The 25,589-nt window shown below is 55.5% G+C and carries 29 protein-coding genes; 16 read left to right on the top strand and 13 right to left on the bottom strand.

The window, feature by feature from the left end; genetic code table 11:
• Positions 1 to 169: 169 nt before the first annotated feature.
• Entirely contained in the window at positions 170 to 457 is a 288-nt protein-coding gene (sfsB, locus tag IM271_RS12065) for a DNA-binding transcriptional regulator SfsB (RefSeq protein ID WP_028014559.1), read from the top strand.
• A 60-nt stretch (positions 458 to 517) separates the two neighbouring features.
• On the opposite strand, the gene murA is transcribed toward sfsB, so the two are convergent.
• The 7 genes from murA to mlaF form a co-directional block, all read right to left on the bottom strand.
• The gene (gene murA / locus IM271_RS12060) at positions 518 to 1,777 is read right to left on the bottom strand and encodes a UDP-N-acetylglucosamine 1-carboxyvinyltransferase (RefSeq protein WP_028014560.1); all 1,260 of its coding nucleotides are present in this window, start codon (positions 1,775 to 1,777) and stop codon (positions 518 to 520) included.
• 50 nt (positions 1,778 to 1,827) lie between these two features.
• Positions 1,828 to 2,082 carry a BolA family iron metabolism protein IbaG gene (gene ibaG, locus IM271_RS12055; protein ID WP_008501458.1) on the bottom strand — a complete coding sequence of 85 codons (255 nt, stop codon included), beginning with the start codon at positions 2,080 to 2,082 and terminating at the stop codon, positions 1,828 to 1,830.
• A 126-nt stretch (positions 2,083 to 2,208) separates the two neighbouring features.
• Complete coding sequence (gene mlaB, locus IM271_RS12050) at positions 2,209 to 2,502, bottom strand: lipid asymmetry maintenance protein MlaB (protein WP_028014561.1); 294 nt, start codon at positions 2,500 to 2,502, stop codon at positions 2,209 to 2,211.
• Positions 2,502 to 3,137 (bottom strand): phospholipid-binding protein MlaC, encoded by a 636-nt coding sequence (gene mlaC / locus IM271_RS12045; protein ID WP_028014562.1) that lies wholly within the window; start codon positions 3,135 to 3,137, stop codon positions 2,502 to 2,504. The genes mlaB and mlaC overlap by 1 nt, the downstream gene beginning before the upstream one ends.
• 17 nt (positions 3,138 to 3,154) lie before the next feature.
• Positions 3,155 to 3,703: an outer membrane lipid asymmetry maintenance protein MlaD gene (gene mlaD / locus IM271_RS12040; RefSeq protein WP_041911946.1), complete on the bottom strand. Its 549-nt coding sequence runs from the start codon at positions 3,701 to 3,703 to the stop codon at positions 3,155 to 3,157.
• Positions 3,704 to 3,707: 4 nt separating this feature from the next.
• Positions 3,708 to 4,490, bottom strand: a complete 783-nt coding sequence (mlaE, locus tag IM271_RS12035) for a lipid asymmetry maintenance ABC transporter permease subunit MlaE (RefSeq protein WP_028014564.1) — start codon at positions 4,488 to 4,490, stop codon at positions 3,708 to 3,710.
• Between the two features lie 7 nt (positions 4,491 to 4,497).
• The gene (gene mlaF / locus IM271_RS12030; protein WP_028014565.1) at positions 4,498 to 5,310 is read right to left on the bottom strand and encodes a phospholipid ABC transporter ATP-binding protein MlaF; all 813 of its coding nucleotides are present in this window, start codon (positions 5,308 to 5,310) and stop codon (positions 4,498 to 4,500) included.
• Between the two features lie 227 nt (positions 5,311 to 5,537).
• Between mlaF and IM271_RS12025 the strand changes: the two genes are divergently transcribed.
• From IM271_RS12025 to npr, 11 genes are all read left to right on the top strand, one after another.
• A complete protein-coding gene (locus IM271_RS12025; protein ID WP_028014566.1) occupies positions 5,538 to 6,515 on the top strand; it encodes a calcium/sodium antiporter in 978 nt (325 codons plus the stop codon).
• A 13-nt stretch (positions 6,516 to 6,528) separates the two neighbouring features.
• Positions 6,529 to 7,515: an arabinose-5-phosphate isomerase KdsD gene (kdsD, locus tag IM271_RS12020; RefSeq protein WP_028014567.1), complete on the top strand. Its 987-nt coding sequence runs from the start codon at positions 6,529 to 6,531 to the stop codon at positions 7,513 to 7,515.
• A gap of 14 nt (positions 7,516 to 7,529) precedes the next feature.
• Positions 7,530 to 8,096, top strand: a complete 567-nt coding sequence (gene kdsC / locus IM271_RS12015) for a 3-deoxy-manno-octulosonate-8-phosphatase KdsC (protein ID WP_025756695.1) — start codon at positions 7,530 to 7,532, stop codon at positions 8,094 to 8,096.
• The gene (gene lptC, locus IM271_RS12010) at positions 8,093 to 8,668 is read left to right on the top strand and encodes an LPS export ABC transporter periplasmic protein LptC (protein WP_028014568.1); all 576 of its coding nucleotides are present in this window, start codon (positions 8,093 to 8,095) and stop codon (positions 8,666 to 8,668) included. Before kdsC ends, lptC begins: the two co-directional genes overlap by 4 nt.
• Positions 8,637 to 9,191, top strand: a complete 555-nt coding sequence (gene lptA / locus IM271_RS12005; protein ID WP_028014569.1) for a lipopolysaccharide ABC transporter substrate-binding protein LptA — start codon at positions 8,637 to 8,639, stop codon at positions 9,189 to 9,191. Before lptC ends, lptA begins: the two co-directional genes overlap by 32 nt.
• 6 nt (positions 9,192 to 9,197) lie before the next feature.
• Complete coding sequence (gene lptB, locus IM271_RS12000) at positions 9,198 to 9,923, top strand: LPS export ABC transporter ATP-binding protein (protein WP_028014570.1); 726 nt, start codon at positions 9,198 to 9,200, stop codon at positions 9,921 to 9,923.
• A 47-nt stretch (positions 9,924 to 9,970) separates the two neighbouring features.
• Positions 9,971 to 11,404, top strand: a complete 1,434-nt coding sequence (gene rpoN, locus IM271_RS11995) for an RNA polymerase factor sigma-54 (RefSeq protein ID WP_028014571.1) — start codon at positions 9,971 to 9,973, stop codon at positions 11,402 to 11,404.
• Positions 11,405 to 11,426: 22 nt separating this feature from the next.
• Positions 11,427 to 11,714, top strand: a complete 288-nt coding sequence (gene hpf, locus IM271_RS11990; RefSeq protein ID WP_014171818.1) for a ribosome hibernation promoting factor — start codon at positions 11,427 to 11,429, stop codon at positions 11,712 to 11,714.
• A gap of 82 nt (positions 11,715 to 11,796) precedes the next feature.
• Complete coding sequence (gene ptsN, locus IM271_RS11985) at positions 11,797 to 12,288, top strand: PTS IIA-like nitrogen regulatory protein PtsN (protein ID WP_008501443.1); 492 nt, start codon at positions 11,797 to 11,799, stop codon at positions 12,286 to 12,288.
• 45 nt (positions 12,289 to 12,333) lie between these two features.
• Entirely contained in the window at positions 12,334 to 13,188 is an 855-nt protein-coding gene (gene rapZ / locus IM271_RS11980; RefSeq protein WP_014885397.1) for an RNase adapter RapZ, read from the top strand.
• Complete coding sequence (gene npr, locus IM271_RS11975) at positions 13,185 to 13,457, top strand: PTS phosphocarrier protein NPr (protein ID WP_025756690.1); 273 nt, start codon at positions 13,185 to 13,187, stop codon at positions 13,455 to 13,457. Before rapZ ends, npr begins: the two co-directional genes overlap by 4 nt.
• 38 nt (positions 13,458 to 13,495) lie before the next feature.
• Here npr and mtgA read toward each other — a convergent pair whose 3' ends face one another.
• From mtgA to IM271_RS20335, 6 genes are all read right to left on the bottom strand, one after another.
• A complete protein-coding gene (gene mtgA, locus IM271_RS11970; protein ID WP_193052644.1) occupies positions 13,496 to 14,221 on the bottom strand; it encodes a monofunctional biosynthetic peptidoglycan transglycosylase in 726 nt (241 codons plus the stop codon).
• Positions 14,218 to 14,871: an isoprenoid biosynthesis glyoxalase ElbB gene (gene elbB / locus IM271_RS11965; RefSeq protein WP_048960849.1), complete on the bottom strand. Its 654-nt coding sequence runs from the start codon at positions 14,869 to 14,871 to the stop codon at positions 14,218 to 14,220. The genes mtgA and elbB overlap by 4 nt, the downstream gene beginning before the upstream one ends.
• Positions 14,872 to 15,103: 232 nt before the next feature.
• Complete coding sequence (gene arcB / locus IM271_RS11960; protein ID WP_028014574.1) at positions 15,104 to 17,437, bottom strand: aerobic respiration two-component sensor histidine kinase ArcB; 2,334 nt, start codon at positions 17,435 to 17,437, stop codon at positions 15,104 to 15,106.
• 135 nt (positions 17,438 to 17,572) lie between these two features.
• Complete coding sequence (gene lptG, locus IM271_RS11955) at positions 17,573 to 18,655, bottom strand: LPS export ABC transporter permease LptG (RefSeq protein ID WP_028014575.1); 1,083 nt, start codon at positions 18,653 to 18,655, stop codon at positions 17,573 to 17,575.
• Positions 18,655 to 19,755 (bottom strand): LPS export ABC transporter permease LptF, encoded by a 1,101-nt coding sequence (lptF, locus tag IM271_RS11950; RefSeq protein WP_193031346.1) that lies wholly within the window; start codon positions 19,753 to 19,755, stop codon positions 18,655 to 18,657. Before lptF ends, lptG begins: the two co-directional genes overlap by 1 nt.
• Positions 19,756 to 19,818: 63 nt before the next feature.
• The gene (locus IM271_RS20335) at positions 19,819 to 19,878 is read right to left on the bottom strand and encodes a hypothetical protein (protein WP_213743486.1); all 60 of its coding nucleotides are present in this window, start codon (positions 19,876 to 19,878) and stop codon (positions 19,819 to 19,821) included.
• 143 nt (positions 19,879 to 20,021) lie between these two features.
• Here IM271_RS20335 and pepA point away from each other — a divergent pair, with 143 nt between their 5' ends.
• The 4 genes from pepA (at position 20,022) to IM271_RS11930 (ending at position 25,576) form a co-directional block, all read left to right on the top strand.
• Positions 20,022 to 21,533 carry a leucyl aminopeptidase gene (gene pepA / locus IM271_RS11945; RefSeq protein ID WP_193052643.1) on the top strand — a complete coding sequence of 504 codons (1,512 nt, stop codon included), beginning with the start codon at positions 20,022 to 20,024 and terminating at the stop codon, positions 21,531 to 21,533.
• A 117-nt stretch (positions 21,534 to 21,650) separates the two neighbouring features.
• Positions 21,651 to 22,094 (top strand): DNA polymerase III subunit chi, encoded by a 444-nt coding sequence (gene holC / locus IM271_RS11940; RefSeq protein ID WP_045630734.1) that lies wholly within the window; start codon positions 21,651 to 21,653, stop codon positions 22,092 to 22,094.
• The gene (locus tag IM271_RS11935) at positions 22,094 to 24,949 is read left to right on the top strand and encodes a valine--tRNA ligase (RefSeq protein WP_192971983.1); all 2,856 of its coding nucleotides are present in this window, start codon (positions 22,094 to 22,096) and stop codon (positions 24,947 to 24,949) included. Before holC ends, IM271_RS11935 begins: the two co-directional genes overlap by 1 nt.
• A gap of 123 nt (positions 24,950 to 25,072) precedes the next feature.
• On the top strand, positions 25,073 to 25,576 hold the full coding sequence (locus tag IM271_RS11930) for a GNAT family N-acetyltransferase (RefSeq protein WP_192971982.1): 504 nt from the start codon (positions 25,073 to 25,075) through the stop codon (positions 25,574 to 25,576).
• Positions 25,577 to 25,589: the final 13 nt, after the last annotated feature.

The following is a 25,589-nucleotide window of genomic DNA, read 5'->3' as shown; positions in this document are numbered from 1 at the left end:
CATTCATGTAAATGAATCGGGTTAGAGCCCGCATGAATAAAGCCATGTCTTATTCTGAATATCCCTTCAAGTAACGCGAACTTTTTAGAACAAGAAGTCGAAATGGGTATAGTAAGCCAGTCGTTTCAGAAGAAACGGCGTAGGTGAATCCGAACTTAAGGACAGCGTTATGGATACGAAATTTATCGACTGGCATACGGCAGATATCATTGCGGCACTGCGCAAAAGAGGTACGTCACTTGCAGCAGAGTCCCGCCGCCATGGTCTGAGTTCTTCCACCCTGGCCAACGCCCTGACCCGCCCCTGGCCAAAGGGAGAATTGATTATCGCGACGGCGCTGGAAACGCACCCGTGGGTGATCTGGCCTTCACGTTATCACGATCCTGTTACTCATGAATTTATCGACAGAACGCGCATGATGCGCCAGAGAAAAGCAAAAACAGAACCGCAGGGATAACGGTTTTTTGACAGGAATAGCAACCCCCCGGTCATTTCTGGCAGGGGGCTGCCGGAACGATTACTCGCCCTTCACACGCTCGATATTGGCACCCAGCGCGCGCAGTTTGTCTTCAATACGTTCATAGCCACGATCGATGTGATAAATACGATCCACCACCGTTGTGCCTTCCGCGATACAGCCCGCCAGCACCAGGCTTGCAGACGCACGCAGATCCGTTGCCATTACCTGAGCACCGGACAGTTTCTCAACGCCATGGCAAATCACGGTATTACTTTCGATCTCAGCATGTGCACCCATACGGATCAGTTCCGGTACGTGCATAAAACGGTTTTCGAAAATCGTCTCGGTAATCACACCGGTTCCTTCGGCAACCAGGTTCAGCAGAGTGAACTGTGCCTGCATATCGGTCGGGAATGCCGGATGCGGAGCCGTACGCACGGTCACCGCTTTAGGACGCTTGCCGTGCATGTCGAGGCTGATCCAGTCTTCACCGGTTTCAACATCGGCACCCGCTTCACGCAGCTTCGCCAGAACGGCATCCAGAGTGTCTGGCTGTGCATTACGGCAGACAATCTTACCGCCAGAGATCGCCGCAGCCACAAGGAAGGTGCCGGTTTCGATACGGTCCGGCAGAACGCGATACACACCACCGCCCAGACGCTCAACGCCTTCAATGGTGATGCGGTCAGTACCCTGGCCGGAAATCTTCGCGCCCAGCGCCACGAGGAAATTGGCGGTATCCACGATCTCCGGTTCGCGCGCGGCGTTTTCGATGATGGTGGTACCTTCTGCCAGCGTTGCCGCAGACATGATGGTGACGGTAGCGCCTACGCTCACTTTGTCCATGACAATGTGCGCGCCTTTCAGACGACCATTGACGGACGCTTTCACGTAGCCTTCTTCCAGCTTGATCTCTGCGCCCAGTTTCTCCAGGCCAAAGATATGCAGGTCAACCGGACGCGCGCCGATGGCGCAACCACCCGGCAGCGAAACCTGACCCTGACCGAAACGTGCCACCAGCGGGCCAAGCGCCCAGATAGATGCACGCATGGTTTTCACCAGATCGTAAGGCGCAGAGAAGTTGTTCACGTTGCTGGCGTCGATCCAGACGGAACCGTTGCGCTCAACTTTAGTGCCCAACTGGGTGAGCAACTTCATGGTCGTGTCGATATCTTTCAGCTTCGGTACGTTCTGAATTTCTACCGGCTCTTCCGCAAGCAGCGCAGCAAAGAGGATTGGCAGCGCGGCGTTCTTCGCGCCAGAAATTGTGACTTCGCCCTGGAGACGCGTTGGCCCCTGTACACGAAATTTATCCATTGTGTGCTCTCTTATAAATTCAACCGTGCTGCGGGCCTGTCGCCCTCAGCTCAAAAACCGTTTAGTTTGCGATCGCGTGCCCACTCTTGCGGGGTGAACGCTTTAATCGACAGGGCGTGGATGCGGTTATCCGCAATATATTCCATCAGCGGCGCGTACACAGCCTGCTGCTTCTTCACACGGCTCATACCGTCGAACATCTCACCCACAGCAATAACCTGGAAGTGACTGCCATCGCCAGTGACGTGGGCTTCCTGAAGGGAGAGTGCATTCATCAGCACTGTCTGGATTTCATGATTTTCCATGGGCTCTTAATCATCTGATAGTGAAAACAAGCCCAACATCTTAGAGCAAAGTGGCGTCGTCTTAAACAAGCAAAAAGCCCCGACGATGAAACTGTCAGGGCTTTCGGAAGTAACGCACTGAAAATATTAACGAGGCAGTACGTCCTGAGGCAGATTGTAGAGTTGCGCAAGGGTAACGACATTGTCACTCGCGCCATGAAGCATGACGCTTGTTCCCTGCTTTTTGCCCACGGCAACCAGATGGGCGAGCAGCGCAACGCCTGCCGTATCCACCCGTGTGACGTCGGTTAAGTCGATAAGCGTCACGCCCTGCATCGCTTCCTGGCGTTTATCCCACAGTGGGTTCAGCAGATCCTGGTCCAGCTCACCGGACAGCCTTAACGTCTCACCTTCACGCGACCAGCGGAGTTGCTGCGACATTACTTCTTCTCGTCCAGGGTAATTTTCTGACGAGCAATGGACTGCAGTTGCGCGGTCAGGCCATCAATGCCCTTGGTGCGCAGCAGGTCGCTCCACTCGTTCTGCTTGGTGGTGATCATGCTTACGCCTTCGGCGATCATGTCATACGCCTGCCAGTGGCCGGTCTGGCTGTTTTTACGCCACTGGAAATCCAGGCGCACCGGCGGACGGCCGTTAGGATCGATGATCGTTACGCGAATAGGCACGATGGTCGCATCACCCAGCGGCTGCTCCGGGGCGATCTGATAGGTCTGACCGTGGTACATCGCCAGCGCCTGACCATACGCCTGCTTCAGGTATTCACGGAATGCGGCAAAATAGGCCTCACGCTGCGCCGGGGTGGCGTCTTTGTAATAGCGGCCCAGCACCAACGCTCCCGCATATTTGATCTGCACATACGGCAGCAGTTCCTGGTCAACCACGTCACGCAGATAGTCAGGATTCGCGCGAATTTTTGGCTGTTCGTTTTTGAGACGGTCGAAGGTTTTCTTCGCAGCTTCGTCCATCAGTTTGTACGGGTTGCTCTGATCCGCAGCATGTGCCGCAGTGAGAGGGGCAATGACCAGCATGGCAACCATTAACAGTCGTTTAAACATGAATGACTTCTCCTGAATTAATTCGCAGCACCAGGGGTCGGCGCAACGTTGGTATGGTCTTCACTCTGCGCAGGGGCATCGTCAGACTTTTTATCATCCCCTTTACTGTTGTAAAGGAACTGACCAATCATGTCCTCCAGCACCATCGCGGACTTCGTATCCTGGATAACGCTACCGTCTTTAAGGATAGTTGTTCCCAGCTCAGGATCTTCAAAGCCGACGTTAAGTGCCAGATATTGTTCACCCAGCAGGCCGGAAGTACGGATAGAAAGGGAGCTGGTGTCCGGAATGTGGTTGTAACGTTCTTCGATATCCATCGCGACGCGCGGCAGATACGTTTTCTCATCGAGCGTAATGTCAGATACGCGGCCGATCACCACACCGCCAATGCGGACCGGTGAACGCGCCTTCAGCCCGCCGATGTTATCGAACGTGGCATAGATGCGATACGTCGGCTCGGTGCGTACTGAGGTGATATCCGCCGCTCTCAGGCAGATAAACAGCGCCGCCAGCAGCGCCAGCAGCAGGAAAACGCCGACCCAAATTTCATTTTTTCTCGTTTGCATGAACTCAATTCCCAAACATCAGTGCGGTGAGCACAAAATCCAGGCCCAGTACGGCCAGCGACGAATGTACGACAGTACGTGTAGTTGCACGGCTAATGCCCGCCGACGTCGGGATAGCATCGTAACCATTGAACAATGCAATCCAGGTGACCGTAATGGCAAACACCACGCTTTTAATCAGGCAGTTAACCAGATCCATTCGCAGGTCGATGGCGTCCTGCATCGCGGACCAGAAGAAGCCGGCATCGATGCCTTTCCAGTGGACCCCAACCAGCGAACCGCCCCAGATCCCCACGGCGACAAACAGAATAGTCAGTAGCGGGAGCGAGATCACCCCCGCCCAGAAACGCGGCGAGATCACGCGACGCAGCGGATCGACCGCCATCATTTCCATGCTGGATAGCTGCTCGGTCGCACGCATCAGGCCAATCTCAGCCGTTAATGCCGACCCAGCGCGCCCGGCAAACAGCAGTGCCGCCACAACCGGACCCAATTCGCGCAGCAGCGAAAGCGCCACCAGCATTCCGAGGCTGGTTTCCGCACTGTAGGTTGTCAGAACGAGGTAGCCCTGCAGCCCCAGCACCATACCGATAAACAGACCGGAAACAATAATGATGAGCATCGACAGCACGCCGACATTATAAAGCTGACGCACCAGCAGAGGGGCGTGCTTGCTAAACTCCGGCTTGCCGACCAGCGCGTTGAATAACATCAATCCGGCACGCCCGAACGTCCTGATGGTTTTTATGCCACGGTGTCCGAGAGCGGCCAACGCATTTAACAGCATGAGTGGCTTAACTCCCTATTCCCAGTAAATCGTCACGATAATCGCCCGCCGGGTAGCGGAACGGTACGGGTCCGTCAGCAATACCGTCGAGGAACTGCCGCACGCGTGGATCGCAATTTTCCTGCAGCGCCTGGGCGCTGCCGTGTGCAACGATCTTTTTGTCCGCCACGATATAGGCGTAATCGGCAATGCTCAACACTTCCGGTACATCGTGAGACACCACGATACAGGTGACGCCGAGCGCGCTGTTCAGTTCAGAGATGAGCTTTACCAGCACGCCCATCGTGATGGGATCCTGCCCGACGAACGGTTCGTCGAACATGATTAAATCGGGCTCTAATGCAATGGCTCGCGCCAGCGCGGCGCGGCGCGCCATCCCGCCGGACAGCTCCGAAGGCATTAGCTTCGCGGCTCCCCGCAACCCCACAGCTTCAAGCTTCATCATCACCGTGCTTTTCAGCAGCTCAGGCGGCAGGCTGGTATGCTCGCGCAGCGGATAGGCCACGTTATCAAAGACGTTCATGTCGGTGAACAACGCCCCCGACTGAAAGAGCATACTCATACGTTTGCGGACAGTATACAGGCGCGAGCGCGACATCTCCGGGACGTTTTCGCCATCGAAGAGGATTTCACCGCTATCCGGTGGGATCTGACCACCAATAAGGCGCAGGAGGGTCGTTTTACCGATCCCGGACGGCCCCATGATGGCGGTGATTTTGCCACGCGGTACGGTCAACGAAATATCATCGAATATCAGTCGATTGCCGCGAGAAAAACTCACACCGCGGACATCGACGATATTCGCCATCGTTTGGCTCATTTATAGTTCCTTTCTTACCCTGCTCACGTTAAGACGTGCAGCCTGAATCAGCCCTTAACCCCGCATTTTTACAGAATATTAGCCGTTGAGGTTAGCGAAAGCTGGCATTTGTTTTACTTTTCCGGCGCATAAAGTCAAAATTAGGAATTCGTTACGCCTCAGACCGTATGCAGTCCAGCCATTCCCGCGCGATGGACCGACAAGTATACCTGAAGAAAGGACTTTTGATGCTTTTAGCAACAGCACTGTTAATCATTGGTTTACTGTTAGTGGTCTACAGTGCTGACCGTTTAGTCTTTGCTGCATCTATCCTGTGTCGCCTGACGGGTGTACCGCCTGTAGTCATCGGGATGACCGTGGTCAGCGTTGGCACGTCACTTCCTGAAATCATCGTCTCCGTCTCGGCGTCGCTGCATGGTCAGTTAGACCTGGCAATTGGCACCGCGATTGGCTCTAACATCGTCAATATATTACTGATTTTAGGCCTTGCGGCACTGCTCCATCCATTTCGCGTGCATTCTGATGTTCTGCGCCGTGAATTGCCGCTAATGTTAGTCGTAAGCCTGCTGGCAGGGTGCGTATTTTATGATGGCGTATTGAGCTATAGCGACGGCATTTTCCTGCTGGCGTTGGCCGTCATCTGGTTACTGTATAGTGTTAAAATTGCCCGCCAGGCGGAAAAACAGGGTCAGGATAGCCTGACGCGTGAACAGGTTGCCGAACTCCCGCGGGAAGGCACGCTGCCGGTCGCCCTCCTCTGGCTTGGCGTTGCGCTGATCATCATGCCGATGGCAACGCGCATGGTCGTGGATAACGCGACGGTACTGGCGAACTATTTCGCCATGAGCGAACTGACGATTGGCCTGACGGTTATTGCTATCGGCACCAGCCTGCCGGAGCTGGCCACCGCCATTGCGGGGGCACGTAAAGGGGAAGATGACATCGCCATTGGTAATATCATCGGCTCCAACATATTTAATATCGCGATTGTCATGGGCCTGCCGGCTCTGATTACGCCGGGGCCGTTTAATCCTCTGGCGTTTTCACGCGATTACGGGGTGATGTTGCTGGTCAGCGTGATATTTGCCCTGCTCTGCTGGCGGCGGCAACGCCAGATCGGCAAAGGCGCAGGCGCGCTGCTGACGGGTGGATTTATCGTATGGATGGCGATGCTGTACTGGCTCTCGCCTCTTCTCTCTGGGTAAACGGAAACGCATTATGTCGCAAATAGAATTGCAGCCGGGTTTTGACTTTCAGAAAGCAGGCAAAGAGGTTCTGGAGATTGAACGTGAAGGTCTGGCGCAGTTAGATCAGTACATTAATCAGGATTTTAGTCTGGCATGTGAGAAGATATTCTACTGTGCCGGGAAAGTCGTGGTGATGGGGATGGGCAAGTCCGGCCACATTGGGCGCAAAATGGCGGCAACGTTTGCCAGCACCGGAACCTCGTCCTTCTTTGTACACCCGGGGGAAGCCGCGCACGGCGACCTGGGAATGGTCACGCCGCAGGATGTCGTTATCGCGCTGTCCAACTCCGGTGAGTCCAATGAAATTCTGGCATTGATCCCCGTACTGAAGCGTCTGCAGGTGCCGCTGATTTGCATGACCAGCCGTCCGGAAAGTAGCATGGCGCGTGCAGCCGATATTCATCTGTGCGTTAAAGTACCGAAAGAGGCCTGCCCGCTCGGCCTGGCACCAACGTCCAGCACCACCGCCGCGCTGGTCATGGGCGATGCGCTTGCCGTCGCGCTGCTTGAAGCCCGCGGTTTTACGCCGGAAGATTTCGCGCTCTCCCATCCGGGCGGCGCGCTGGGGCGCAAGCTGCTGCTGCGGGTAAACGATATTATGCACACCGGGGATGAGATCCCTCACGTCAGCAAAGAAGCCTCCCTGCGTGATGCGCTGCTGGAAATCACCCGTAAGAATTTGGGTATGACGGTCGTGTGCGACGATCTGATGAAAATTCAGGGGATCTTCACCGATGGCGACCTGCGTCGCGTGTTCGACATGGGTGTAGATGTCCGCACGCTCGGCATTGCCGATGTGATGACGCCCGGCGGCATTCGCGTGCGTCCGGGAACGCTGGCCGTGGATGTGCTGAACCTGATGCAGTCCCGCCATATCACCTCCGTTATGGTTGCCGATGGCGACCAGTTGCTGGGTGTGGTACATATGCATGATCTGCTGCGCGCTGGCGTAGTGTAATAAAGGATAAGACAATGAGTAATGCGGGTGCATCCCTTGCAACCTGTTATGGTCCGGTCAGTACCCAGATGATGGCAAAGGCGGAAAATATTCGTCTGCTCATTCTGGATGTGGATGGCGTACTTTCCGATGGCCTGATTTACATGGGCAATAATGGTGAAGAGCTGAAAGCGTTTAACGTTCGCGACGGCTACGGTATCCGCTGTGCGCTCACCTCGGGTATTGAGGTTGCTATCATCACCGGACGAAAAGCTAAACTGGTAGAAGACCGCTGTGAAACCTTAGGCATTACCCATCTTTACCAGGGTCAATCCGATAAGATGGCAGCGTTCAATGATTTACTGGGTAAACTGGCTATCGCACCGGAAAACGTGGCCTACGTTGGAGACGACCTGATTGACTGGCCGGTGATGGCTGAAGTCGGTCTCAGCATCGCGGTTGCTGATGCTCATCCGCTGTTAATCCCGCGCGCTGACTACGTTACCCACATCAACGGTGGCCGGGGTGCCGTCCGTGAAGTCTGCGATCTGCTTCTGCTGGCGCAGGGCAAGCTTGATGAAGCCAAAGGGCAATCGATATGAGTAAAACCAGACGTTGGGTTATCATTCTGCTTTCGCTTGTCGCACTGGTATTGATTGGCGTGAACCTTGCCGATCGCGACGATACGCAAACGGAAGTCGTCAACAATAACGATCCAACCTATAAAAGCGATCACAGCGACACCGTGGTCTATAGCCCGGAAGGAGCGCTGAATTATCGCCTGATTGCCCAGCACGTTGAATACTTTTCCGATGACGGCGTTTCGTGGTTTACCCAACCTGTCATGACCACTTTCGATAAAGACAAAGTGCCGACGTGGTCAATTAAGTCAGATCGGGCCAAACTGACAAATGACCGTATGCTTTATCTGTATGGCCACGTTGAAGTCAACGCCCTGACCGCTGACTCGCAACTGCGAAAAATTACGACGGATAATGCCCAGATCAACCTGGTAACCCAGGACGTGACGTCGCAGGATCTGGTCACACTCTATGGCACAACATTTAATTCCAGCGGTTTAAGAATGCGCGGGAACTTACGCAGCAAGAACGCCGAGCTGATTGAAAAGGTTAGAACCTCCTATGAAATTCAAAACAAACAAACTCAGCCTTAAAGTAATTATCGCCAGCGCGATGCTGGCGGCCAGTCTCCCCGCGCTTGCTGTAACGGGCGATACCGACCAGCCGATCCATATCGAGTCCGACACCCAGTCTCTCGATATGCAGGGTAACGTCGTCACCTTCACGGGTAACGTCGTCATGACTCAGGGGACCATCAAAATTAACGCCGATAAAGTGGTCGTTACCCGTCCGGGCGGCGAGCAGGGCAAAGAGATCATTGATGGTTACGGCAACCCGGCCACCTTCTACCAGATGCAGGACAACGGCAAGCCGGTGAAGGGCCACGCCTCGCATATGCACTATGAGCTGGCGAAGGACCTGGTCATCCTGACCGGAAACGCGTATCTGGAACAGCTGGACAGCAATATTACCGGTGACCAGATTACCTATCTGGTGAAAGAGCAAAAAATGCAGGCCTCCAGCGAGAAAGGCAAACGCGTAACCACCGTGCTGGTTCCGTCGCAGCTGCAGGACAAAGGCAAGGGCCAGGCCCCGGCACAGAAGAAGAGTAACTAATTCGCTATGGCAACATTAACTGCAAAAAATCTCGCGAAGGCCTATAAGGGCCGCCGTGTCGTAGAAGATGTCAGTCTGACCGTCAACTCCGGCGAAATTGTGGGCCTGCTTGGCCCGAACGGTGCGGGTAAAACCACCACCTTCTACATGGTGGTTGGCATTGTGCCGCGCGATGCCGGCAACATTATTATTGACGATGAAGATATCAGCCTGCTGCCGCTGCACGCGCGCGCGCGCCGTGGCATCGGCTATCTGCCGCAGGAAGCCTCTATTTTCCGTCGTCTGAGCGTCTTTGATAACCTGATGGCAGTCCTGCAAATTCGCGACGACCTGACCAACGAACAGCGTCAGGATCGTGCCAACGAGCTGATGGAAGAGTTTCATATCGAACACCTGCGCGACAGCCTGGGCCAGGCCTTGTCCGGGGGGGAACGCCGTCGTGTTGAGATTGCGCGCGCGCTGGCCGCCAATCCGAAGTTTATCCTTCTGGATGAACCGTTTGCGGGCGTTGACCCGATCTCCGTTATCGACATTAAACGCATTATCGAGCATCTGCGTGACAGCGGACTTGGCGTGCTGATCACAGACCACAACGTTCGTGAAACGCTGGCGGTATGTGAACGCGCGTATATCGTGAGCCAGGGCAATCTGATCGCTCACGGTACGCCGCAGCAGATCCTCGAAGACGATCATGTTAAGCGCGTCTATCTTGGGGAAGACTTCAGACTCTGATAGGGTAGAGGTAACGTAACGCCGAACCGGAGAAAAATGCTCTGAACATGAAGCAAGGTTTGCAATTAAGGCTCAGCCAACAGCTGGCGATGACGCCGCAGTTACAGCAGGCAATTCGTCTGTTGCAACTGTCCACCTTAGAACTCCAGCAGGAGCTCCAGCAGGCGCTGGACAGCAATCCCCTGCTGGAGCAAGCCGATCTTCATGACGAGGTAGATACCCAGCAGTCACAGGACACAGAAGCGCTCGACACCGCGGATGCACTCGAACAAAAAGAGATGCCGGACGAGCTTCCGCTGGATGCCAGCTGGGATGAAATCTATACCGCCGGGACCCCTTCCGGCACGCGTGCAGACTACCAGGACGACGAGCTACCGGTCTACCAGGGCGAAACCACCCAGTCGCTGCAGGATTACCTGATGTGGCAGGTAGAGCTTACCCCCTTCTCCGATACCGACCGCGCTATTGCCACGTCGATTGTCGACGCCGTTGATGACACCGGTTATTTGACCGTCACGCTGGACGACATTCTGGAAAGCATGGGCGATGAAGAGATTGAGATTGAGGAGATTGAAGCGGTACTGAAACGCATTCAGCGCTTCGATCCGGTCGGGGTGGCCGCGAAGGACCTGCGCGACTGTCTGCTGATCCAGCTTTCTCAGTTCAGCAAAGAGACGCCGTGGCTCGACGAGGCACGCTTAATCATCAGCGATCATCTGGATCTTCTGGCTAACCACGATTTCCGCACCCTGATGCGCGTCACGCGCCTGAAGGAAGAGGTGCTGAAAGAGGCGGTAAATCTGATTCAGTCCCTCGATCCGCGTCCCGGTCAGTCGATCCAGACCAGCGAACCCGAGTACGTTATCCCGGACGTGCTGGTCAGAAAACACAATGACCGCTGGGTCGTTGAACTGAACTCTGACAGCATCCCTCGCCTGCAAATCAACCAGCAGTACGCCTCCATGTGTACCAGCGCGCGCAACGACTCTGACAATCAATATATTCGCAGCAATCTTCAGGAAGCGCGATGGTTGATCAAGAGCCTGGAGAGCCGGAATGATACCCTGCTTCGCGTGAGCCGCTGCATCGTCGAACAGCAGCAGGCCTTCTTTGAGCAGGGCGAAGAGTATATGAAGCCGATGGTGCTGGCGGATATCGCCCAGGCCGTCGAGATGCATGAATCCACTATTTCCCGCGTTACTACGCAGAAGTATCTGCACAGTCCGCGCGGTATTTTTGAGCTTAAGTATTTCTTCTCCAGCCACGTGAACACCGAGGGTGGCGGCGAAGCCTCCTCAACGGCGATTCGCGCCCTGGTGAAGAAGTTGATCGCCGCGGAGAACCCCGCGAAGCCACTAAGTGACAGTAAGTTGACCACCATGCTGTCCGATCAGGGTATCATGGTGGCACGTCGTACTGTTGCGAAGTATCGAGAGTCTTTATCCATTCCGCCGTCTAACCAGCGTAAACAGCTGGTCTGACACAACCGATAAGGAAGACACTATGCAGCTCAATATCACAGGACATAACGTCGAGATTACTGAGGCTTTACGTGACTTCGTGAACGCTAAGTTCGCGAAACTCGAGCAGTATTTCGAAAGGATCAATCAGGTCTACGTTGTGTTAAAAGTGGAGAAAGTGACTCATATCTCGGATGCAACCCTGCATGTTAACGGGGGTGAACTCCATGCCAGTGCGGAAGGGCAAGACATGTACGCGGCTATCGACGGCTTGATTGACAAGCTTGCGCGACAGCTCAATAAACATAAAGATAAACTGAAACAACACTAATTGTCCGGGCAGTTAACGGGTGCAGGACGGCCTGTTGTGAAACACAACGGGCCATTTGTACAGTTAGCGCTTAGGTGAAATTATGATGAACAACGATTCCGCTCTTCAACTGAGCAATGTCCTTAACCAGGAATGTACCCGCAGTGCCGTTCACTGCCAGAGCAAAAAACGTGCGCTGGAGATCATCAGTGAATTAGCTGCAAAACAGCTGGGCCTGCCGCCGCAGGTGGTGTTCGAAGCCATTCTGACCCGTGAAAAGATGGGCAGTACCGGTATCGGCAACGGCATCGCGATCCCGCACGGCAAGCTGGAAGAGGACACCCTGCGTGCCGTCGGTGTGTTTGTGCAACTGGAAACCCCAATCGCTTTTGACGCCATTGATAACCAGCCCGTCGATCTCCTCTTCGCGCTGTTGGTGCCTGCCGACCAGACCAAGACCCACCTGCATACGCTTTCGCTGGTTGCTAAACGTCTGGCGGATAAAACCATCTGCCGTCGACTGCGCTCAGCCCAAAGTGATGAAGAGCTTTATCAAATTATCACTGAAGCAGAAGGCAATCAGGATGACGCATAACCAGGTGATGGCCTTCACATCTGTTGTCCTGAGGAGAAACGGAACATGGTGCTGATGATTGTCAGCGGTCGTTCAGGGTCGGGGAAATCCGTTGCCCTGCGCGCGCTGGAAGACATGGGTTTTTACTGCGTCGATAACCTGCCGGTCGTGTTATTGCCCGATCTGGCACGCACGTTAGCGGAGAGACAAACCTCCGCCGCCGTCAGTATCGACGTTCGTAACATGCCGGAATCGCCAGAGATCTTCGAACAGGCAATGAGTAACCTGCCTGACGCGTTCTCGCCTCAGCTGCTGTTCCTTGATGCCGACCGCAATACCCTGATCCGCCGCTACAGCGACACCCGTCGTCTGCACCCGCTTTCCAGCAAGAATCTCTCGCTGGAGAGCGCCATCGACGAAGAGAGCGATCTGCTTGAGCCGCTGCGCTCTCGTGCCGATCTGATTGTCGACACCTCAGAGATGTCCGTTCACGAGCTGGCGGAAATGCTGCGAACCCGGCTGCTGGGTAAACGCGAGCGCGAGCTGACGATGGTGTTCGAATCCTTCGGCTTTAAGCACGGTATTCCGATTGATGCGGACTATGTTTTCGACGTGCGCTTCCTGCCGAACCCGCACTGGGATCCCAAACTGCGTCCAATGACCGGTCTGGATAAGCCCGTAGCGGCGTTCCTCGACCGACACACAGAAGTTCACAATTTTATCTACCAGACGCGAAGCTACCTTGAGCTATGGTTACCTATGCTGGAGACAAACAATCGTAGCTACCTGACGGTGGCGATTGGCTGTACCGGCGGTAAACATCGTTCGGTCTACATCGCCGAACAGCTGGCCGACTATTTCCGCTCGCGCGGTAAGAACGTTCAGTCCCGTCATCGCACGCTGGAAAAACGTAAAACATGACCGTAAAACAAACCGTTGAGATCACCAATAAGCTGGGCATGCACGCACGCCCGGCGATGAAGCTGTTTGAGCTGATGCAGGGTTTCGATGCAGAAGTGCTGCTGCGTAATGACGAAGGCACCGAAGCGGAAGCCAACAGCGTGATTGCGCTGCTGATGCTGGACTCCGCCAAAGGGCGTCAGATTGAGGTTGAAGCCACGGGTCCTCAGGAAGAGGAAGCTCTGGCAGCGGTAGTTGCGCTGTTTAACGCCGGGTTCGACGAAGATTAGGCCTGCTATTCTGGCGGGTGGCGCTGCGCTTACCCGCCCTACATTAACGCATTTCTCTCCATAAACCCTTCACCACCCAGCTGGCGCATCTGGCGCATGATCCACGCCTGACGGCTTCGCACGTACCCTGACGGGGCGCTGGCCTTGAAGCGGACAGGATTAGGCAGAACAGCCGCGAGCAGCGCCGCCTCCGACATGCTCAGCCTGCTGGCAGGTTTATTAAAATAGCGTTGTGATGCAGCTTCGACACCAAATACCCCGTCGCCGAACTCGGCGATATTAAGGTAAACGGTCAGAATACGCTTTTTGCTCCAGACCGTTTCCATTCCCAGGGTCAGGCCCGCTTCCAGCCCTTTTCGCACCCAGCTTCGGCCATCCCACAGGAACAGGTTTTTAGCCGTCTGCTGCGACAGCGTTGACGCACCGCGCACGCGGTTTTCGTGACGTTCGTTATGGGCCAGCGCCTTTTCAATCGCAGCCACATCGAACCCCCAGTGCTCCGGGAATTTTTGATCTTCCGCCGCGATAACCGCCAGCCCCATGAACGGAGAAATTTCATCCATGTTCACCCAGTCAGAATGGGCAACATAGCCGAAATCACCGGAGAACCACGCGCTAAGCTGGCGCTCAACCATGACCGCTGAAAACGGTACCGGCAAAATGCTGAACACGGCCAGCCCGCCTCCCCAGAACACCGCCAGGACGAGAACGATGCGGAAAAGAAGGCGTTTCACCCATGCGCCTGCGGAAAACTGACGCTTCATTCCGTCAGCACCAGCACCCGGGCGACCAGCTTTTCAATGCCCACGGCGGCTTCCGCAATATTCTTCGCCAGCATATACGCGGGCGTGGTGACAACTTTGTTGTCTTCATCCACCACAATGTCATCGACCGGGCACGGAACGTGTTCGCCCCCCATATCCTCGACGACCTCTGCGGTATCAATATCGGTTCCGATCGTCAGCCGTAACGGAAAATCGAAAATATTTGGCAGCATGGCCGGTGCAATACAGATAAAGCCCAGCGGCTTGCCCGCGGCATGCATCGCCAGCGTCAGCGCTTTGAGATCAGGGTCCACCGTGCATGCGGCACCTTCGGCAGCAAAGGTGCTGAGATTTTTCGCGGCGCCGAAGCCGCCCGGCACAATGAGCGCATCCAGTTCAGCGGCATCTGCCTGCGCCAGCGGATGAATCTCTCCCCGGGCAATACGCGCGGCTTCAATCAGCACGTTACGCGTTTCGGCCATCGGCTCGCCGGTCAGATGGTTAATCACATCCGACTGATTTTTGTCGGGCGCAAAACAGATAACCTCTGCTCCCTGTTTTGTCAGGGCCAGCAGCGTGATTACGGCTTCATGTATTTCTGAACCATCAAAAACACCGCATCCGCTCAGGACAACACCAATTTTTTTCATCTTGACGATCCTTCTTTGCAACTCGCTGAAGCACATTAATAATTTTGATTAAAACGCTATGCTTCACACATTTCACTGATTCATGTAACAAACCATTTAAGATTTGCTATCTTATCTGCGTGCGGCCTAAATTTTTACGGCGGCGCCCATTAGAAAATTACTTTAAAAAACAGGCGCAGCCACGATTTCCCTGGTGTTGGCGCAGTATTCGCGCACCCCGGTCTAGCCGGGGTCATTTTTTTCTGGCATCCACCCAGGCTTTAAGCACCGCAACATCGTTCTGCCACTCTTGTTTCATCTCTTCAACCCAATCACCAACGTTATCTTCCCAGGCTGGTAAATCAGGCGACTGAATCTGTTGACCCAGCTGCTGCAGGTGGCGTAACCCGACCGAGCCGGCTGCGCCTTTGATTTTATGCCCTTCTTCCACGATGCCCTTCTGGTCACGCGCCGTCAGGTTTGACTCCAGCACGCTCAGATAACCCGGCATCATTTTTTCAAACACCGCCAGGCCGTCGGTAATCAGTTTCGGGCCGACCAGATCGATATACTGCTCCAGCATCGCGGTATCGAGTATCGTTTGGGCTTTTGCGCTATCAACAGACGTCATGGTGCTCTCCTCTTCATCGTGGGTATCCCAGAACTTCTTGATCATGGCGGTCAGAGCAGGCACCGCCAGAGGCTTGCTGAGTACATCGTCCATACCGGCGTCGAGGTACTCTTTTTTATCTTTCAGGACGTTCGCCGTCAGTGCCACCAGCGGCGGCAGTTCATCAGCCGCGTACTGACGCGTCAGTTCACGCGAGATATCCAGCCCGGTCATATCCGGCAACTGGATATCCAGCAGAACGAGGTCATATTCACCCGGTGTAAACATCTCCAGCGCGGCTTTACCGGTCATCGCGACATCCACGCTGTTGCCCAGTTTTTCCAGCACCGAGCGCGCTACAATCACGTTAAGCTCAATATCCTCCACCAGCAGGACGTGCAGCGCAGGCAGCGGCATATCGTCGTTTTCAAAGGTATCCTCTACCTCTTCCGCCACCGCCGGCGCATGCACCGTCAGCGTGAAGGTTGACCCTTTGCCCGCCTGGCTGGCAACGGTGATGTCACCACCCATGCTCTTCGCCAGCCGCTTAGACACCGCCAGGCCGATTCCGGTACCAGTGGCCGGTTTTCCACCGTTGCTGTCCTTCACCTGGTAGTACATCGCGAAAATCTTGTCCTGCTCCTCCTGCGGAATACCAATCCCGGAGTCCTCCACCTCGAAGTGCAGCATGTCGCCGTCGTCATAGCGAATACGCACCGCCACCTGCCCCTTCTGGGTAAATTTCACCGCGTTGCTGATGAGGTTCCACAGGATCTGACGCAGCCGCGTGCCGTCGGTAATCACTTTATGCGGCAGCGGCAGGGTGGGCTCCATGACAAAATTCAGCCCCTTCTGCTGGGCCTGCAGACCAGACAAGTTTTCCAGATCGGCAAGGAAGCTGGTGAAATCAACCGGCTGGTTATCAAGCTGAACCTTTCGGCGCTCCATCTTATCCATGTCAATAATATCGTTGAAGATATTACCCAGCGTGACCGCCGAGACGTGAATCGTTTTGAGGTATTTTTCCTGCTCTGCGGTCAGGTCGGTATCCAGCAGAATGCGGCTCAGCCCCACAATGCCGTTAAGCGGCGTACGAAGCTCATGGCTGATGGTGGAGATGAAGGTGGTCTTGTCGCGGCTGGCGCGCTCCAGCGCATCCTGATAGCGCTTACGCTCGGTAATATCACGGCCGAAGCCCATCAGGCCGTGGCGCTTCCCGACGCGGTCATAGTACGGCACCTTACGGATCTCAAAGCAGGCTTTGCGCCCGTCCGGGTAATCCAGCCACTGTTCGTAGGTCAGCGAGACGTTATGGCGGAACACTTTTTCATCCGTCTCCATGACCTTGGCGGCCGCCTCTTCGGAGTAAACGTCCTGCGGCTTGAGGTGAATCAGCTGCTTCTCGCTTTTCCCGGTCAGGAGCTCCATCGCGCGGTTACAGCCTGAAAATTCTTTATCTTCGTTACGGTAGAATACCAGATCCGGCGAAGCGTCCAGGAATGAACGCAGGAAGGAGGATTGCTGCTCAAGCTGGATCTGCGTCACCTCGCGCTCTTTCATTTCGATTTTCAGCTGTTCCAGCGTGGCCTGACGCTCTGCCTCCGCCTTCTCACGATCTGAAATTTCCTGATTCAACTGAGCAATGTTGTCTTTAAGCTGAACGTTGAGCTTCAGGTCGCGCTCGCGCATCTCCTCCAGCTTATCGACCAGTTTTGATAAGCGCTGACGGGACTCCTCAAGCTGTTCGACCACCACGGAAAGGAAATAGACCGCCCACGGGGTAATGAGCAGGCCGAAGAAGATAGAGCGGATAACGTCGATACTCTCGACCTGACCATGCAGAACCATCGTAACGGCCATCTGCACGACAATCGCCAGAACGACCAGCGCCAGCGCCAGCAGCATGGAGAAACGCACCAGCCCAAGCTTCATCATCAGGTCGACGTAGTACTGGGCTAGCATTCGAATTTGCTTCATAGAGGATCCCTTCACGACTTTATCGCTCAATAATACTCAAATTCGAGGCGGGACGTTGAAGGTTGTGAGAAAAAGTGCGGGGTGAAACAGGAGATTAGCCTCGCCTCCGGTTCACCGGAAGCGAGGAGAGGTCAATCAGGAGCGTTTCAGCAGCAGCCAGAGACTGATCAGGAAGAAGCTGGCGCTCGGCAGCAGCGCACCGATAATCGGCGGGATGCCATAAACCAGCGTCAGCGGACCGAAGATCTGATCGAGTACATAGAAGACAAAGCCGAAGCTAATACCGGTCACGACGCGCACGCCCATCGGCACGCTACGCAGCGGGCCGAAGATAAACGACAGCGCCATCAGCATCATCACCGCCACGGACATCGGCTGGAAGATTTTGCTCCACATGTTGAGCTGATAGCGTCCGGCATCCTGCCCGCTCGACTTCAGGTACTTCACATAGTTGTGCAAGCCGCTGATAGAGAGCGCGTCAGGATCCAGCGCAACAACCCCGAGCTTATCCGGCGTGAGGTTGGTCTTCCAGGTGCCGGTCACCGTCTGTGACCCGGTAATCTGTTTTGGATCGGTCAGGTCAGACTCATCAACCTGCGACAAACGCCACTGCTTATGTTCAGCGTCAAACTTCGCGGAAGAGGCGTGTCGGACAGACTCCAGACGACGCTGGTCGTTGAACGCGTAGATGCTCACCCCGCCCAGTTCATCATTACCCTTTACCCGTTCGATGTAGACAAAGTTTTTCCCGTCTTTCGCCCATAAACCTTGCTGAGTCGAGAGCAGTGAACCACCGTACATTGCCTGAGCACGATAGTTACGCGCCATCTGCTCGCCCTGCGGTGCCACCCACTCGCCAATCGCCATGGTCAACAGCACCAGCGGGATTGCGGTTTTCATTACCGACAGCGCAACCTGCATACGGGTAAAGCCTGAGGCCTGCATCACCACCAGCTCGCTGCGCTGAGCCAGCATCCCCAGCCCCAGCAGCGCGCCCAGCAGGGCCGCCATCGGGAAGAAGATCTGCACATCTTTTGGCACGCTGAGCAGGGTGTACATCCCCGCACCCATCGCGTCATAGCTGCCCTGCCCGGCTTTTTTCAGCTGATCGACAAATTTGATAATGCCGGAGAGCGACACCAGCATGAACAACGTCATCATGATGGTGGTGAAAATGGTTTTACCGATATAGCGATCAAGAACGCCAAACGCCTGCATTAGATGGCTCCTTTACGCGAGAATCGGGCACGTATGCGGCGCACAGGCACCGTATCCCACAGGTTTAATGCCAGCGCCAGTAAGATGTACAGGCTGTTAACGAACCACGTCCAGACCATCGGATCCAGCTTACCCTTCGCGCCGTTAGAGCGAATCGAGGTTTGCAGCAGGAAGTAGATCAGGTAAAGCAGCATCGCTGGCAGCATAGAGAGCACGCGGCCCTGGCGCGGGTTCACCACGCTCAGCGGCACGACAATCAGTGCCATCATAAACACGGTGAATACGAGCGTAATACGCCAGTGGAACTCAGCCCGCGCTCTGTCGGTATCGGTATTCCACAGCGTGCGCATATCCATTTGCTCGGTATCCGTCGGATCGAGCGCCACCGCCTGATGACCAATAATGGCCTGATAGTTCTGGAAATCCGTAATACGGAAGTCACGCAGCATCGCGGTGCCTTCGAAACGGGTGCCTTTATTCAGCGTGACGACCTGAGAACCGTCTTTGCGCTGAGAAAGCTGGCCAGAATCGGCAACCACCACAGACGGACGCGCGTTCCCTTTAGGACGCAGCTGCGCCAGAAATACATCGTTGAATTTACTGCCGTCAACGCTCTCAATAAACAGCACGGAGTTTCCGTCAGTCGCCTGCTGGAACTGCCCCTGCGCGAGCGCCGCCATGCCGGGGTTTGCTTTCGCCTCGGCCAGCACTTCGTCCTGATGACGGGAAGACATAGGGCCCGCCCACATCACATTCACCGCCGCAACAATGCCCGTGAACAGCGCCAGTATCATCGCCGCTTTCACCAGTACGGCTTTACTCAGGCCGCAGGCATGCATCACCGTAATTTCACTCTCGGTGTACAGCTTACCGAGGGTCATCAGCAGGCCGAGGAATAGACTCAGCGGCAGAATAAGCTGCGCCATTTCCGGGATCCCCAGCCCAAGCAGGGAAAGCACCAGATTCGTTGGAATTTCGCCGTCAACGGCCGCACCGAGGATCTTAACCAGCTTCTGACAGAAAAAAATCAGCAGCAGGATGAAGAGGATCGCCAGTTGGCTTTTGAGCGTCTCCCGCACCAGATATCTTATGATTATCACTTTAAATACGCCCGTAAAAACCCGTCTCTTTGCTGGAAAATCGCTTGTTTCATGGCTTAAACGTCATTTATTCTCTTGAGTCGTCGAAATCGTCGCTAAGATTAAAACATCCGGCGGATTCACGCTTCAGGACTTTTTCTGACGTGTCGAAACCGTAGTAACGTAAGATTAACACGAAGTCACCACAACAGCGGACATGAGTTACGAAAGGTTTCAATTCTATCCGTAGCAGCCGCCGTTGTCTTTAAGATTCAGGAGCGTAGTGCATGGAGTTCAGTGTAAAAAGCGGTAGCCCGGAGAAACAGCGGAGTGCCTGCATCGTTGTGGGCGTCTTTGAACCGCGCCGACTCTCCCCGATCGCCGAGCAACTCGATAAAATCAGTGAGGGCTATATCAGCGCCCTGCTGCGCCGTGGCGAACTGGAAGGCAAACCTGGGCAGACGCTGTTACTGCACCATGTTCCGAACGTCCTGTCAGAGCGTATTCTGCTGATTGGCTGCGGCAAAGAGCGCGAGCTGGATGAACGTCAGTATAAGCAGGTTATTCAGAAAACCATTAATACGCTGAATGACACCGGTTCAATGGAAGCCGTCTGCTTCCTGACCGAGCTGCACGTCAAAGGCCGTAACACCTACTGGAAAGTGCGTCAGGCCGTCGAAACGGCAAAAGAGAGCCTTTACAGCTTCGATCAGCTTAAGACCAACAAAAGCGAGCCGCGTCGCCCGCTGCGCAAAATGGTCTTTAACGTGCCAACCCGTCGCGAACTGACCAGCGGCGAGCGCGCCATCCAGCATGGTCTGGCGATTGCCGCCGGTATCAAAGCGGCAAAAGATCTCGGCAACATGCCGCCAAACATCTGTAACGCCGCCTACCTCGCCTCTCAGGCGCGCCAGCTGGCTGACTCCTACAGCAAAAACGTCATCACCCGCGTCATCGGCGAACAGCAGATGAAAGAGCTGGGGATGCACTCCTATCTGGCGGTGGGTAACGGCTCGCAGAACGAATCCCTGATGTCGGTCATCGAATACAAAGGCAATCCGTCTGAAGACGCGCGTCCGATCGTGCTCGTCGGTAAAGGGCTGACCTTTGACTCCGGCGGTATCTCCATCAAGCCTTCAGAAGGCATGGACGAGATGAAGTACGACATGTGCGGCGCGGCGGCGGTTTACGGCGTCATGCGCATGGTTGCGGAGCTTCAGCTGCCCATCAACGTAATCGGCGTGCTGGCAGGCTGCGAAAACATGCCTGGCGGTCGCGCGTATCGTCCGGGCGACGTCCTGACCACCATGTCCGGCCAGACCGTTGAAGTGCTGAATACCGACGCCGAAGGCCGTCTTGTACTCTGTGACGTGTTGACCTACGTTGAGCGCTTCGAGCCAGAAGCGGTTATCGACGTGGCCACCCTGACCGGTGCCTGCGTGATTGCCCTGGGCCATCACATCACCGGCCTGATGTCGAACCACAACCCGCTGGCGCACGAGCTTATCGGCGCGTCCGAGCAGGCCGGTGACCGCGCATGGCGTCTGCCGCTGGGTGACGAGTATCAGGAACAGCTGGAGTCTAACTTTGCGGACATGGCAAACATCGGCGGTCGTCCTGGCGGCGCAATTACCGCAGGCTGCTTCCTGGCGCGCTTCACCCGTAAATATAACTGGGCGCACCTGGATATCGCGGGGACCGCATGGCGCTCCGGTAAAGCCAAAGGCGCTACCGGACGTCCGGTGGCCCTGCTGTCGCAGTTCCTGCTTAATCGTGCGGGTTTTAACGGCGACGAGTGATGTAATGTGCCGGGTGGCGGCTTCGCCTTACCCGGCCTACACGCCACTCAACCGTAGGCCGGGTAAGCGAAGCGCCACCCGGCTTTGCATTTAAATCCACGACAAGAAGCCCCATATATGAAGAATGCAACGTTCTACCTTCTGGACAACGACACCCATCAGGATGGCCTCAGCGCCGTTGAACAGCTGGTGTGTGAAATTGCCGCAGAACGTTGGCGCGCAGGTAAACGCGTACTGATTGCCTGTGAAGATGAGTTGCAGGCGATTCGCCTGGATGAAGCGCTATGGGCGCGCCCGCCGGAAAGTTTTGTTCCGCATAACCTGTCGGGCGAAGGTCCACGCGGCGGGGCACCGGTCGAAATTGCCTGGCCGCAAAAGCGCAACAGCAGCGCGCGCGATATTCTCATTAGCCTGCGGACAGACTTTGCAGATTTTGCCACCGCTTTCACAGAAGTGGTAGACTTTGTCCCTTACGAAGAATCCTTGAAACAACTGGCGCGCGAACGCTATAAAGCGTACCGCCTGGCCGGTTTTAACCTGAATACGGCAACCTGGAAATAATGGAAAAGACATATAACCCACGCGATATCGAACAGCCGCTTTACGAGCACTGGGAACAGCAGGGCTATTTCAAGCCTAACGGCGACGAAAGCAAAGAGTCCTTCTGCATCATGATCCCGCCGCCGAACGTCACCGGCAGTTTGCATATGGGGCATGCTTTCCAGCAAACCATCATGGACACCATGATCCGCTACCAGCGCATGCAGGGCAAAAACACCCTGTGGCAGGCGGGGACTGACCACGCGGGTATCGCGACCCAGATGGTGGTTGAGCGTAAAATTGCCGCTGAAGAAGGTAAAACTCGTCACGACTACGGTCGCGATGCGTTCATCGACAAAATCTGGCAGTGGAAGGCAGAATCCGGCGGCACCATTACCCGTCAGATGCGCCGTCTCGGCAACTCTGTGGACTGGGAGCGCGAGCGCTTCACCATGGACGAAGGCCTGTCCAACGCCGTAAAAGAAGTGTTCGTCCGTCTGTACAAAGAAGACCTGATTTACCGCGGCAAACGCCTGGTAAACTGGGACCCGAAACTGCGCACCGCAATTTCTGACCTGGAAGTGGAAAACCGCGAGTCCAAAGGCTCCATGTGGCACATCCGCTATCCGCTGGCCGATGGCGCAAAAACCGCAGACGGTAAAGATTACCTGGTGGTGGCGACCACCCGTCCGGAAACCCTGCTGGGCGATACCGGCGTGGCCGTTAACCCGGAAGATCCGCGCTATAAAGATCTGATCGGCAAATTTGTGGTGCTGCCGCTGGTGAACCGCCGCATTCCGATTGTGGGCGACGAACACGCCGACATGGAAAAAGGCACCGGCTGCGTGAAAATCACCCCGGCGCACGACTTCAACGATTATGAAGTGGGTCGTCGTCACGCCCTGCCGATGATCAACATTCTGACCTTCGACGGCGATATCCGCGAAAGCGCAGAGGTGTACGACACCAAAGGCAACGAATCCGACGTTTACTCCAGCGAGATCCCGGCGGAGTTCCAGAAGCTGGAGCGCTTTGCCGCACGTAAAGCCATCGTAGCCGCCGTTGATGCCCTCGGCCTGCTGGAAGAGATTAAGCCTCACGATCTGACCGTGCCGTACGGCGACCGTGGCGGCGTGGTTATTGAGCCAATGCTGACCGACCAGTGGTACGTCCGTGCCGACGTGCTGGCAAAACCGGCTGTGGAAGCGGTTGAGAACGGCAGTATTCAGTTCGTGCCGAAGCAGTACGAAAACATGTACTTCTCCTGGATGCGCGACATTCAGGACTGGTGTATCTCCCGTCAGCTGTGGTGGGGTCACCGCATCCCGGCATGGTACGACAACGAAGGCAACGTCTACGTTGGCCGTAGCGAAGACGAAGTGCGTCAAGAAAATAACCTGAGCGCTGACGTGGCCCTGCGCCAGGATGAAGACGTTCTGGATACCTGGTTCTCCTCCGCGCTGTGGACCTTCTCTACCCTCGGCTGGCCGGAAAACACCGACGCGCTGCGTCAGTTCCACCCTACCAGCGTAATGGTGTCCGGCTTCGACATCATCTTCTTCTGGATTGCCCGCATGATCATGATGACCATGCACTTCATCAAAGACGAAGACGGCAAGCCGCAGGTTCCGTTCCATACCGTCTACATGACCGGCCTTATCCGCGACGACGAAGGGCAGAAGATGTCCAAGTCCAAGGGCAACGTGATTGACCCGCTGGACATGGTTGACGGGATCTCCCTGGAAGACCTGCTGGAAAAACGTACCGGCAACATGATGCAGCCGCAGTTGGCTGAGAAAATCCGCAAGCGTACCGAGAAGCAGTTCCCGAACGGGATCGAATCTCACGGTACCGACGCCCTGCGCTTCACCCTGGCGGCGCTGGCCTCGACCGGCCGCGACATCAACTGGGACATGAAACGTCTTGAAGGTTACCGTAACTTCTGTAACAAGCTGTGGAACGCCAGCCGCTTCGTGCTGATGAACACCGAAGATCAGGATTGCGGCTTCAACGGCGGCGAGATGACCCTGTCTCTGGCGGACCGCTGGATCCTGGCGGAATTTAACCAGACGGTGAAAGCCTTCCGCGAGGCGCTGGACAGCTACCGCTTCGATATCGCAGCGGGCATTCTGTATGAATTCACCTGGAACCAGTTCTGTGACTGGTATCTGGAGCTGGCGAAGCCGGTCATGAACGGCGGTTCTGAAGCAGAGCTGCGCGGCACGCGCAACACGCTGATTACCGTCCTGGAAGGCCTGCTGCGCCTTGCGCATCCGGTTATTCCATTCATCACCGAGACCATCTGGCAGCGCGTGAAGGTCATTGCGGGCATCAACGCCGATACCATCATGCTGCAGCCGTTCCCGGAATTCGATGCGGCTAAGGTTGATGAAGCCGCGTCTGCGGATACCGAGTGGCTGAAGCAGGCGATCGTTGCGGTACGTAACATCCGTGCCGAAATGAACATCGCCCCGGGTAAACCACTGGAGCTGCTGCTGCGCGGCTGCAGCGACGCTGCCGTTCGTCGCGTCACCGAGAACAACACCTTCCTGAAAACCATGGCGCGTCTGGAAAGCATCACCGTGCTGCCTGCCGATGACAAGGGTCCGGTTTCCGTGACTAAAATCATCGACGGTGCGGAGCTGCTGATCCCGATGGCGGGCCTGGTCGACAAAGAGGCAGAGCTGGCGCGTCTGGCGAAAGAAGTGGCGAAAGTCGATGTGGAAATTGGCAAAATCGAAAGCAAGCTGGCGAACGAAGGCTTTGTGGCCCGCGCGCCGGAAGCGGTCATTGCCAAAGAGCGTGAGCGTCTGGTTGCCTTCGCCGATGCGAAGACCAAACTGATCGAGCAGCAGGCCGTTATCGCAGCCCTGTAATGCTTTTACCCCTTACGCTTCAGGGCGTAAGGGGTAACCTTCCTGAAAACTCCTCGCTTGCACTCCCTTTTCTGCGGTGCTATTAACAGCAACTGTGTGTCAATTTTTGTAATGAGTAATGCTATGAGCGTGATTACCCCCGTCGCGACGACGATGCGTCGGATCACTGAGCAGGACAATCCGGCTATCGCCGCCGTTATCCGCACCGTTTCTGCAGAGTTTGGGCTGACGGCGGATAAAGGTTACACCGTTGCCGACCCGAATCTTGACGAACTGTTTAAGCTGTACAGCCAGCCGGGCCACGCCTACTGGGTCATTGAGCAGAACGGCCAGGTTGTGGGCGGCGGCGGTGTTGCACCGCTGAGCTGCAGCGAGCCGGATATCTGTGAGCTGCAGAAAATGTATTTCCTGCCGTCGGTTCGTGGACAGGGCCTGGCGAAGAAGCTGGCGCTGGTCGCCCTGGAGCACGCGCGCAATCAGGGTTTTAAACGCTGTTACCTCGAAACCACCGCCTTCCTCAAAGAGGCCATCGGCCTGTATGAACATCTGGGCTTTGAGCATATCGATGCGCCGCTGGGCTGCACGGGCCACGTTGACTGCGAAGTCAGAATGCTGAAAAGTCTGTAAGTTTCGTTCCTGC

Origin of the sequence: Enterobacter cloacae complex sp. I3, from assembly GCF_014896175.1 — a bacterium.
GTDB lineage: Bacteria > Pseudomonadota > Gammaproteobacteria > Enterobacterales > Enterobacteriaceae > Enterobacter > Enterobacter bugandensis.
This window is presented reverse-complemented; position numbering and strand designations above follow the sequence as displayed.

Coding starts and splice junctions, on each gene's coding strand:
- mlaE (WP_028014564.1), bottom strand. CDS start 4,490: ATGCTGTTAAATGCGTTGGCCGCTCTCGGACACCGTGGCATAAAAACC.
- rpoN (WP_028014571.1), top strand. CDS start 9,971: ATGAAGCAAGGTTTGCAATTAAGGCTCAGCCAACAGCTGGCGATGACG.
- hpf (WP_014171818.1), top strand. CDS start 11,427: ATGCAGCTCAATATCACAGGACATAACGTCGAGATTACTGAGGCTTTA.
- rapZ (WP_014885397.1), top strand. CDS start 12,334: ATGGTGCTGATGATTGTCAGCGGTCGTTCAGGGTCGGGGAAATCCGTT.
- ibaG (WP_008501458.1), bottom strand. CDS start 2,082: ATGGAAAATCATGAAATCCAGACAGTGCTGATGAATGCACTCTCCCTT.
- npr (WP_025756690.1), top strand. CDS start 13,185: ATGACCGTAAAACAAACCGTTGAGATCACCAATAAGCTGGGCATGCAC.
- IM271_RS11930 (WP_192971982.1), top strand. CDS start 25,073: ATGAGCGTGATTACCCCCGTCGCGACGACGATGCGTCGGATCACTGAG.
- lptA (WP_028014569.1), top strand. CDS start 8,637: ATGAAATTCAAAACAAACAAACTCAGCCTTAAAGTAATTATCGCCAGC.
- IM271_RS11935 (WP_192971983.1), top strand. CDS start 22,094: ATGGAAAAGACATATAACCCACGCGATATCGAACAGCCGCTTTACGAG.
- elbB (WP_048960849.1), bottom strand. CDS start 14,871: ATGAAAAAAATTGGTGTTGTCCTGAGCGGATGCGGTGTTTTTGATGGT.
- holC (WP_045630734.1), top strand. CDS start 21,651: ATGAAGAATGCAACGTTCTACCTTCTGGACAACGACACCCATCAGGAT.
- mlaD (WP_041911946.1), bottom strand. CDS start 3,703: ATGCAAACGAGAAAAAATGAAATTTGGGTCGGCGTTTTCCTGCTGCTG.
- lptC (WP_028014568.1), top strand. CDS start 8,093: ATGAGTAAAACCAGACGTTGGGTTATCATTCTGCTTTCGCTTGTCGCA.
- mtgA (WP_193052644.1), bottom strand. CDS start 14,221: ATGAAGCGTCAGTTTTCCGCAGGCGCATGGGTGAAACGCCTTCTTTTC.
- IM271_RS12025 (WP_028014566.1), top strand. CDS start 5,538: ATGCTTTTAGCAACAGCACTGTTAATCATTGGTTTACTGTTAGTGGTC.
- pepA (WP_193052643.1), top strand. CDS start 20,022: ATGGAGTTCAGTGTAAAAAGCGGTAGCCCGGAGAAACAGCGGAGTGCC.
- arcB (WP_028014574.1), bottom strand. CDS start 17,437: ATGAAGCAAATTCGAATGCTAGCCCAGTACTACGTCGACCTGATGATG.
- kdsD (WP_028014567.1), top strand. CDS start 6,529: ATGTCGCAAATAGAATTGCAGCCGGGTTTTGACTTTCAGAAAGCAGGC.
- sfsB (WP_028014559.1), top strand. CDS start 170: ATGGATACGAAATTTATCGACTGGCATACGGCAGATATCATTGCGGCA.
- mlaF (WP_028014565.1), bottom strand. CDS start 5,310: ATGAGCCAAACGATGGCGAATATCGTCGATGTCCGCGGTGTGAGTTTT.
- kdsC (WP_025756695.1), top strand. CDS start 7,530: ATGAGTAATGCGGGTGCATCCCTTGCAACCTGTTATGGTCCGGTCAGT.
- lptB (WP_028014570.1), top strand. CDS start 9,198: ATGGCAACATTAACTGCAAAAAATCTCGCGAAGGCCTATAAGGGCCGC.
- ptsN (WP_008501443.1), top strand. CDS start 11,797: ATGATGAACAACGATTCCGCTCTTCAACTGAGCAATGTCCTTAACCAG.
- mlaB (WP_028014561.1), bottom strand. CDS start 2,502: ATGTCGCAGCAACTCCGCTGGTCGCGTGAAGGTGAGACGTTAAGGCTG.
- mlaC (WP_028014562.1), bottom strand. CDS start 3,137: ATGTTTAAACGACTGTTAATGGTTGCCATGCTGGTCATTGCCCCTCTC.
- murA (WP_028014560.1), bottom strand. CDS start 1,777: ATGGATAAATTTCGTGTACAGGGGCCAACGCGTCTCCAGGGCGAAGTC.
- lptG (WP_028014575.1), bottom strand. CDS start 18,655: ATGCAGGCGTTTGGCGTTCTTGATCGCTATATCGGTAAAACCATTTTC.